Origin of the sequence: Rathayibacter tanaceti, from assembly GCF_001634385.1 — a bacterium.
Lineage (GTDB): Bacteria > Actinomycetota > Actinomycetes > Actinomycetales > Microbacteriaceae > Rathayibacter > Rathayibacter tanaceti.
The window spans coordinates 1-9,577 of record NZ_LIIN01000110.1; the positions used below are offsets into that span (position 1 = coordinate 1).

Sequence of the window (9,577 nt, forward strand, 5' to 3'; positions counted from 1 at the left end):
GCGGCCGCGGCGCGCGGGGCCGGCGGCGCGGGGCTGGGCGAGGATCGGGAGCGGGAGCGGACGCGCTGAGCGGTCGCCCCGGATCCGGCTGCTCACCCCAGCCGCTTCACCATCCGGTAGTTCGTCAGCTCCACGCCCGCGCGCACCGGATGCTGCTCCGCGACGACGCCGAAGCCGCGGCTCTCGAAGAACGGGCGGGCGGTGAGGCTCACGTCTGCCGAGAGTTTTGGAGTGCCGGCTGCCGCGGCCCTCGCCTCCGCGTGTCGCAGCAGGAGGGTCGCCACGCCGCGCCGCAGGAACCGCGGCGAGACGAACATCATGTCGATCCAGCCGGTCGCGCTCACGTCGGAGAAGCCGGCGAGCGCGCCGGGAGCGACGGCTACGAACGCGTCGCGCGCCTGCATCGCCACGTGCCACGTCGGGAGTTCGCGCTCGCCGGCCCACGCTCGGACCTGCTCCGGGGAGTAGTCGGCGGAGGCGGTCTCGGTCACCGCCGCGAGGAACACAGCGAGCGTGTCGGCGGCGTCGGCGGCGGTGTAGGGACGGATCGTGAGCGCTTCCACCGGAGGAGTCTGGCAGAGGGAGGAGTCTGGCCCAGGGGTGAGCCTGGCCCAGGGGCGCGTCTGGCCCAGGGAGGAGCCTGGCCCAGGGGCGCGCGTCGCCGCCTATTCGAGCACGAACGCCCGCCCGTCGATGAGCAGGGTGTCGGCGTCTGCGGTCCAGAGCCCGCCGGTCGAGCGCGCGGAGCCGTCGGCGGCGTCCGAGGTCGCGGCGACAGCGGGAGTGGCTGCGGCGGCGGAGAGCAGGAGCCCGCAGACGAGTGCGGTGATCACGGTGGTGCGGTTCATCGGCGTCGTCCCTGGCGTCGGGGCGGGCCACTTCTCGTGGCGGCGGCGGGAACTGGTGTCGAGCCTCGGCGGCGGAGCCCGTCAGCGCCCTGGGTCGTTCCTCTGGCTCCGCTCGTGAAGTACCGTGCAGCCATGACCTGGGGACGCCTGTACTTCGCCGTGCAGGCGCTCGGTGGTGCGACGTGGTGGGTCGCTGTCGCGCTCGTCCCCGCGGTGCGGACGGCGACGCTCGGCAGCCTCGATCCCGCTCCTGTCGCGGTTCTCGACCTCCCGCTGTTCGTCGGCGCCTCCGCGCTCGCGGCGGCGGGGGTGCGCTGGGCGGCCGTCACGGCGACGGTCTGGACGATGCTCGTCGCACTCGCGTTGGCCGGGTGGGCCACCCTGACGGGGGAGGCGGGCTGGGGCGTCGTCGTGATGCTCGCGGCGGCCGGCGCCTCCGTCGTCGCAGCCTGCCTGCTCCTGCTCGACCGCGTGCCCACGCGCTGGATCGCCTCCGGTCCCTTCGCCTTCCGTGTCGCGACCGCTGGGCGCCGTCCGGGCTCGCACCTCGCGGCGACCCTCGGCCAGATCGCGGTGTTCTGGGGAGGCGCACTGCTGGTGATCCCCGTGGGGATCGCTGCGCTGGAGTCGCGCTGGGGCGTGGGGCTCCCCGCGGTGCCGCCCGTGGTCGTCGGCGCGGGCGCGCTCCTGCTCGTCGCGGCGAGCATGCTCGGGATCTGGTCGGCGCTGACGATGTCGCTGCTCGGGGACGGCACGCCGCTGCCGATCGCGATGACCAACCGGCTGGTGATCGCCGGCCCCTACCGCTGGGTCCGCAACCCGATGGCGGTCGCCGGGATCGCGCAGGGGGTGGCGGTTGGGATGCTGCTCTCGTCGTGGCTGGTCGTGCTCTACGCCCTGCTCGGCGCGGTCGTCTGGAACCAGGCCGTCCGTCCGCTGGAGGAGGCGGACCTCGTCGCCCGCTTCGGCTCCGACTTCGAGCGCTACCGCTCCCGGGTGCGCTGCTGGGTGCCGCGCCGCCCGGAGCGGCACCCGCCCGCCTCCTCGCTGCTGCCGTCCCGGTGAGAAGCCAGAAGTCGTCGCACTCGACGTCGAGTGCGACAACTCCTGGACACTCGCGTCCGCCCGGGCGGACGCCCACCAGGGGCCGGGCCGCGCCGGGGCAGGGCCCGCGCACGAGGCCCGCCTACGATGGTCGCGATGACGACCGATCGCGCGCTCGCCGCCCCGACCGGCGCGTCCCCTCCCGCAGGGACGCCGCCCCGGACGGGACTCCGGGTGACCCTCGGCCTGGGCCTCGTCGCCGTCCTCGTCGCGACCCGTCTCCTCGCCCCCGATGCCACCGGCGACGCGCTCTCGGACGCGGTGCGAGACTTCCTCACCCTCTCGATCAGCGTCGTCATCGAGTCGCTGCCGTTCGTGTTCCTCGGCATCGTGCTCTCGATCGCCGTGCAGCTGTGGGTGCCCGAGGCCGTGCTGCTGCGGATCCTGCCGAAGCGCGCTCTGCCGCGGCGCCTGGTGATCTCGCTGCTCGGCGTGCTCCTCCCGGTCTGCGAGTGCGGCAACGTGCCGCTCGCCCGCGGGCTGATCGTGAAGGGCCTCTCGGTCTCGGAGTCGATGACGTTCCTGCTCGCGGCGCCGATCGTGAATCCGATCACGATCGTCACCACCTACCAGGCGTTCGGCTGGTCCGACGGGATCCTCGTCTGGCGCATCGTCGGCGGCTTCGTGATCGCGAACCTCGTCGGCTGGATCTTCAGCCGCCACTCCGAGCCGATGGCGCTGCTGACCGACCGTTTCCGCGCGGCCTGCGAGGCGGGCGAGCGGCCGTCGCGCTCCCTCCGCGACCGCTCGCGCCGCAGCGTGCTGCTCTTCGCCGAGGAGACCGGAGCGATGATGCCGGCCCTTTTCGTCGGCTCGGCGATCGCGGGGCTCATCCAGGTCGGAGTCTCGCGCGACGTGCTCACGACGCTCGGCGGCGATCCGCTCTGGTCGGTCCTGGCGCTGATGGTGCTCGCCTTCGTGATCTCGATCTGCTCGAACGTCGACGCCTTCTTCGTCCTCTCCTTCGGCTCCACGTTCCTGCCGGGAGGCATCATCGCGTTCCTCGTCTTCGGTCCGATGATCGACGTCAAGATGCTCGCCCTGCTCCGCACCACCTTCTCGGCGCAGACGCTCGTGCGGGTCACCGTGCTCGTCGCGCTCGCCTCGGCCGTGCTCGGACTGGCGGTGAACTATGCGCTCTGAGCGCCTCCTCACCCGTTGGAAGGGCGTGGTCCTCAGCCTGATCGGCGTGGTCTCGACGCTCTGGCTCGCGGCGACGGGACAGCTCGGCCTCTACATCCACCCGCGCTACTTCGAGTTCTCGGTGGTGCTCGCGGTGATGGCCGGCGTGCTGCTCGTGCTCGCCTTCGCGATCGTGCCGGGCTCCGACGAGGATCCGCACGGCGGCGTCGAGGATGCGCACGGCGGCGTCGAGGAGGCGGACGCGCACGGCCACCTGCACGATCACGCCCCCGGCGGGCCGTGGCGCCGGTGGTCGGCGGTCGTGGCGGGAGTCGCGGTGATCGCCTCCGCGGCCGTCGCCCTGCTGGTGCTGCCGCCGGCGGCGCTGACTCCCTCGACCGCGACCCAGCGCGAGGTGAACACGAGCGCGGTCGACGCCTCCGTCACCGCCGCTGCACCGACCGGGGACACCGCCTCGTTCAGCGTGCGCGACTGGGCGACCCTGCTCCGCCAGGGCGCGAGCGAGCAGTTCCTCGCCGGGCGCACGGCGACGGTCAGCGGATTCGTCACGCCCGACGCCTCCGACCCCGAGAACGTCTTCTACGTGGCGCGCTTCGTGGTGACCTGCTGCGCCGTCGACGCGCAGCCGGTCGGCGTGCCGATCTACCAGGAGGACTGGGCCTCGACGTACACCGAGGGGCAGTGGCTGGAGGTGTCCGGCGGCTTCGAGGCGAACCCGAGCGTGACGAGCGCCGAGGCGGTCGTGCTGGAGCCGGCGATGGTCACCCCGATCGACGAGCCGGCGATGCCGTATGTCTACTAAGCCCTTCATAACCAAGGCTGAGAGCGGCCGAGCGGCCGGAAACGGCGCTCGGCGGGCTCCTGGCCTTCGTTCTGCAGGCGCCGGCGGATTCCCGCGCCTCTTCTGGGCCGTCGTGCTCGTGCTCGTGCTCGCGGTCGGCGGGCTGACCGCCGCGACCGTCGCGAAGGGCCCGCGCGTCGCCTCCCTCGAGGTGAGCACCGACGGCATCGTCGAGCGCGACGGCGGCCGTGTGCGCCTGCACCTCGACCAGGCGGTCGAGCCGGACGCTCTCGACCGCCTCACCGTCACTCCCGCGGCGCCGCACACCGCCGCGCTCGACGGTGGTGTGCTCACGCTGACCTTCGCCGAGACCCTGCGCTACGCCACCACCTACGAGATCGGGATCGACGACGCGCGCAGCGCCGCGACCGGTTCCGCCGCCGACCTGCGCGCCTCCTTCACCACGAAGGACCCCGACCTCTTCACGCTCGACCGCACCGCCGATGACCCGTCCCAGCCCGACGCCGTCCGCGTCCGGCCGCTGTCCGGAGGCGAGACCCGCGTCCTCTTCACCGCCGACCGGATCCAGGACTACGTCGTCGTGGGCCCCGTGCTGGTCGTCGTCACCCTCGAACCCGACGGCACGAACCTCGTGCGCACCCTCACGCTGGACACCGGGTCGGAGGGGATCATCCCGCTCCCCGGGCGCGGCACCGTGCGCGAGCTGCACGCCTCGCCCGAGAAGGGCGTGCTCGGCTGGACCTTCAGCGGTGAGTCGCCGACAGGGCCGCTGGACCGCGCTCTTTACTCGTACGACCTGACCGACCAGAAGGGTGAGGCGGTGCCGGTGCTCGGCTTCGACGGCGGGCCGCTGCGGGCGCGCGACTGGCTGTTCGTGCCGGGCACCACCTCCGTCGTCACCCACTCGCTCGACGACACGGTGCTGCTGGTCGACCTGCTGACGCCGGGCTCGATCAGCCCGCTCGGACAGCATGCCGAGCTGCGCGGCTTCGTGCCCGGCGCGAACCGCCTGGTGGTCGCCGACCCCGACTCCGGGTCGCTGATCGACCTGGCCGACGGCTCGGTCGAGACGCTCGCGCTGCCGCCGGCGCAGGTGAGCGCCACCGCCTCGCCGGTGCAGATCCTGCTCCTCGACTCCGGCAGCTACGTCGAGCTCGAAGCGGAGTACTCGGCCGAGACCGGCGCGACGCAGTACTCGGTGGTGCGGGTCGACGCCTCCGGTACCTCCGAGGTGTTCCGCACCTCCCCGACGGGACGGATCCGCAGCATCTGCCTCTCGCCCAACGGGCAGTACCTCGCGGTGGAGGCGGTGTCGGTCGAGGGTGAGCCGGACGACTACCCGGACGTGCCGGGGTTCAGCGCGACGTCGACGGTGCTCGTCGACCTGGGCGCGGGCGACACCTCGCGGAGCGTGAACGGGGTCTCGCGCGACTGGTGCGCGTAGCGCGGCTCGGTCGGACCGCGCCCTCGACGGCAGCGACCCGGACCGGCGGGAGCACGGTGCCGGCGATCGGCGCGGCGAACCGCGGGCCGCTGCCGTTCACGTCGTGCGGCCTCCGCCGGATCAGCGAGGGCGCCAGGGTGGCTGGGCCGCGTTCGGTGAACAACGCAGGAGGGATGTCAGGAGCCGAGCCTGTTCTCGCGGGCCCGGAGGGCTCCGGAGCAGATCCTTCCTTCGTTCTTCACCGGACGGCCCTCAGCGGACGCCGCCCGCCTCCGCCCGCCCCGCCGCGGCCGCCCGCGCGTCGACGAACAGGCTGACGACCAGCCCGAGCGCCACGATCACGATCGCGACCCACGGCAGCACTTCGAGCCCGTTCGCGTCGATCGCCAGACCGCCGACGATCGCTCCGCCACCGATGCCGATGTTGAACGCCGTGGTCTGCAGGGCCGCCGCGAGGTTCCGCAGCCGGAAGGAGGAGGTGCGCAGCATCCGGGTCTGCAGCATCGCCGGGATGCCGCCGAACGCGATGTTCCAGACCACGGCGGCCAGCACGATCGCCGCTGTGGCCTCGCTGCCGGCCGCGACGGCCAGGCCCGCCAGCGCGAGCACGACCGCGATCGCTGCGACGACGAAGCCGGAGCGGGGGAACCGGTCGCTCGCGAAGCCGGCGAGCACGAGCCCGACGGCCCCCGCTCCTCCGAAGGCGAAGAGCACCAGCGGCACGGAGTCGGGGGCGAAGGAGGCGTTCTCAAGCCACGGCGTGATGTACGTCGAGAGGGTGTTCTGGCCGATCAGCACGAGCAGGATCACCACGCAGACGCCGATGATGCGCGGCAGAGTGCGGTCCTTGCGGGCGGGGAGGCGGATCTCTCCGGTGCGCAGGGGGATGTGGTGGTCGACGGCGGGGAGGAATCTGACCACGAGCAGGGCGAGCACCAGGACGATGCCGCCGAGGATCGCGAAGGTCGGACGCCAGCCGAACGCATGCCCGAGCGCGGTGCCCAGAGGGACTCCGAGGACGAAGGCCGCCGAGCCGCCGCCGGCCGTGATCGCGGTGGCGCGGCCGAGGTACTCGGGGGCGACGAGGTGCGCGGAGTAGGCGGAGACGACCGCCCAGAAGAGGCCGTGCGCGAGCCCGCCGAGGATCCGCGCGCCGACGAGGAGCCCGAACGTCGGCGCGAGGGCCGCCAGGACGTTCGCGAGCGCGATCGTGCAGAGCGCCACCAGCACCAGGCTCTTGCGCGAGACGCGCTGCGTGACGAGGGTCAGCGGAGTCGTCGCGACGACGACGGTCGCGGCGAAGATCGTGACGAGCTGGCCGGTCAGCGAGATGCTCACGCCGAGGTCCCGTGACATGTCCGGGATGAGGCCGGTCGGCAGGAATTCGCTCGTGACCGAGACGAAGACGGCTCCGGCGAGCGTGAGCAGGCCGATCCAGGGGAAGGAGGGGGCTTTCGAGGTGTCCTGAGGGTTCACGGTGTCCTGAGTGGGAGGGGCGGGAGGCGACCATCAAGCCTCGCACGCCGGCGTGGCCGCGGACGAACGCAGGCCCAGGCCCCGGCCTGGTCTTAACGTCCACATCGACTGCGTGCCCGCGGCGGAACCGCTGTGTGAGTGCATCACCGAAGCAGCGAAACCCGAACATAGAGTCGGTTTAGCTGGCATCCGTGCTGACCAATCGTGTTCAAGCCCTCTCCGCCGTTTCGCTGCACCCCGAGCAGCGTAAGACCGCCACTCCGCATTATCCGGCCATCCAAAGCGACTAGGTGCTCCGCGTCGGGTAATTACCCTCATCGACCTGACCGCCGATCGCGCCCAACGTGCTGTCCTCGTGCGCCGATCCGAAACTAACCTCAGGGCGCCCGAGCGAGCAAAAGTACGAAGGCGTAAAAATTCAGTCGTCAATCGAGCGTCCGAATCGAGCATGAATGAAGCCCGATGGAGGGGCGCCTCATTGAGGCGGCCCCTCCATCTTTTTGGAGTGCTAATTCGGCCGATAGATGGTCGCGGACGAACTAGTCAACTGTGCGGCCCGCGGTGAGTCAGTGCACTCTCCCACGCGGCAGATATAAGCATCATCCCCAAGACCACGCAGAATAGATTGCGTTCGGATTATTTGTCAGAATTGCAACCAGCGACTTATTGCGATTATCGAAGGTGTGGTACGAATAGAGCGGAACCCCACTAGGGGCAATCGCGGTAACGATGGAAGCATGATCGAATGTATATTTGACACCAGGCTCGTCAGCCCAAATCCAGAAGGTTAGATCGCCTGCTGAGGGTCTCGAACTGTTCTGGACCAAGCGCAAGCGGCCGGTGGTGTGGTAGCCGTAATCAAAAAGCTCCTGCGCTTTTCCCCAACTGTCTGACACAACCAGGGGGCCTCCAAACCACGCATTCTCATTATCTTCGTTGCCAGAGTGCATTGGCCAACCGCCAGCGAAGAGAGCTTGAGAGACAAAATTTGCGCAATCATTCGGCATGTTCTTGTAAGCTAGCCAGCTGGCCCGATTCCTTGCATGGTCGAGCGCGTATTGAATAGCGGCCGCACGATTAGGGGCGTACCCGGTGTTGTCTACGCTTCGGGACGTGGCTTCTTTCCCTGTCGCAGAGTCCAATGAACTATTTTTCTGCACTGACCCCGCTTCCTCAGATTTCTGGGTTTGTAGAGATTCAGCGACATCTGCGTTCTTGAGGGCGTCGGGCGAGTAGGAGAGATGCTGTTGAAGCTGATTCAGTTTTGCAGAAACCTCGCCACTGGCTTGTTTAGCCTGCGCGGAACTACTTGGAAGAATTGTCACGGGTATGACGTCGTCTGAAATCGACTCGTGCCCTAGGCTGTCGAGTTTCCACAGGCCGTCTGAGAATTGAAAGGCGCCTTTCTGCTCGAGGGTGTAGAGGTTCGTTGAGCGAACATCCGCCGCGGCATAGCCCGACCGATTCACAGTTGTGGCCTCCTCGATAGTTGCAGTAGCGGAAGACGCGGTAATTACGATGTCACTGAGGGTGATCGTAGTTGAGAAGCTCGTAAAAATCTCTCCACCCTGGACGTAGAGGTCACGCTGAAGATTGAGCTTCGGATCTTCGTTGTCCACGACGCTTCTGCGATTGTTCGTTATAAGTCCTGTCGGCACAGGGTTGGAACTAATCTGCGGAGATGCCCGCTGAAGCGACTGGGCGTTTCGATGATTGAGATCCGCAGTTGCTGATTTACTCATGAGATCCTGTGCGACGAGTCCGAGTCTCGATGACCATACGACCACAGTCGATGACGCCAGAATTACGAGTTCACCATCATCCCTGAGGCGCAGCGTTGGACTCGACGTCGTGCCTTGGGTTGATGTCGTCCATAGAACTGCGTTATTCCCTCCGTAAATTACTAGGTTGGCATCGCCCTGAATCGCGAGTCGAGGAGCCCCGTTCGAGTTACTGCTCTTCGTAGAGAAGACGGGCGTCGACCCGTCTGAGACGACAAGGCTGCCGCTCGCCTGAAGTTGAGCCTTGTAGCGATTGTTGTACGAAGACAGATACTGACCTGATTTTAGCTCTCGCCCGGGCACAAGCAGATCCTGGTGGGCGCCAGTCCGTCCGCCTCGAGATGACCAGATAGCCACATTGCCTTCGGAATAAAGAACGAGATTGCCGTCATTTTGCATTGTGAGCACTGACTTCGATGCGGTAGCATCTGTTCCAGATGACCAAGTCGGGGCGTTGGTGCTCTTGTAGACGACTAGGTTGCCGTCGGTCTGCACTGCAAATTTCGCCCCTGGATTGCCATTTGTCCCGGAATTCCAAGTCGGTGTCGATCCTTGGTAGACGACGAAATTTCCGTCCGACTGCATTTTGGCACTGTATGCCCCGTCGGGCGAGGCTATTTCTTGGCCCGCAACGAGGTTGCTACCGGATTGAGCTGTATTCTTGTTGGCTGCGTAGCTAGGCGTCGAAATTATGCCGAGGAGCGATGCTGCGACTACAGCGATCGCCAAGATCGTTGGCTTTTTTGACGTGAATTGATGCTGTGGTGCATTTTCCCCCGTAATAGTTCGGCTAGAAATTCGGAGCATATCGTGATGTGTATTTTCTGTCGCGGGTTCTGGCGCAAAACATCGAATTGTGGCACGCTGGCGATAGATTCTTACGGGTCGACTTGAAGAGCGCACCCTTTGGGGTTACATGGATGATGAACGTATTCACAGACAACCGCGTTGGTGTCCCGAAGATGCTCGGAGGCAAACC

At 67.7% G+C, this 9,577-nt stretch carries 8 protein-coding genes; 4 read left to right on the forward strand and 4 right to left on the reverse strand.

What is annotated here, in order from left to right:
- Positions 1-92 precede the first annotated feature (92 nt).
- Entirely contained in the window at positions 93-563 is a 471-nt protein-coding gene (locus ACH61_RS12080; protein WP_068212367.1) for a GNAT family N-acetyltransferase, read from the reverse strand.
- Between the two features lie 102 nt (positions 564-665).
- Positions 666-848, reverse strand: a complete 183-nt coding sequence (locus ACH61_RS12085) for a hypothetical protein (RefSeq protein ID WP_068212370.1) — start codon at positions 846-848, stop codon at positions 666-668.
- Between the two features lie 132 nt (positions 849-980).
- Between ACH61_RS12085 and ACH61_RS12090 the strand changes: the two genes are divergently transcribed.
- The 4 genes from ACH61_RS12090 to ACH61_RS12105 all read left to right on the forward strand — a co-directional run bounded on the left by ACH61_RS12090 (position 981) and on the right by ACH61_RS12105 (position 5,341).
- Entirely contained in the window at positions 981-1,913 is a 933-nt protein-coding gene (locus tag ACH61_RS12090) for a methyltransferase family protein (RefSeq protein WP_068212371.1), read from the forward strand.
- 135 nt (positions 1,914-2,048) lie between these two features.
- Positions 2,049-3,095 carry a permease gene (locus tag ACH61_RS12095; RefSeq protein ID WP_068212379.1) on the forward strand — a complete coding sequence of 349 codons (1,047 nt, stop codon included), beginning with the start codon at positions 2,049-2,051 and terminating at the stop codon, positions 3,093-3,095.
- Positions 3,096-3,120: 25 nt separating this feature from the next.
- The gene (locus ACH61_RS12100; protein WP_236713666.1) at positions 3,121-3,897 is read left to right on the forward strand and encodes a TIGR03943 family putative permease subunit; all 777 of its coding nucleotides are present in this window, start codon (positions 3,121-3,123) and stop codon (positions 3,895-3,897) included.
- Between the two features lie 112 nt (positions 3,898-4,009).
- Entirely contained in the window at positions 4,010-5,341 is a 1,332-nt protein-coding gene (locus tag ACH61_RS12105) for a YncE family protein (RefSeq protein WP_068212375.1), read from the forward strand.
- A gap of 252 nt (positions 5,342-5,593) precedes the next feature.
- On the opposite strand, the gene ACH61_RS12110 is transcribed toward ACH61_RS12105, so the two are convergent.
- Together ACH61_RS12110 and ACH61_RS16955 are read right to left on the reverse strand one after the other, a co-directional pair.
- Entirely contained in the window at positions 5,594-6,817 is a 1,224-nt protein-coding gene (locus tag ACH61_RS12110; protein ID WP_068212378.1) for an MFS transporter, read from the reverse strand.
- A gap of 599 nt (positions 6,818-7,416) precedes the next feature.
- Entirely contained in the window at positions 7,417-9,183 is a 1,767-nt protein-coding gene (locus ACH61_RS16955) for a bulb-type lectin domain-containing protein (RefSeq protein WP_158286144.1), read from the reverse strand.
- Between the last annotated feature and the right edge of the window lie 394 nt (positions 9,184-9,577).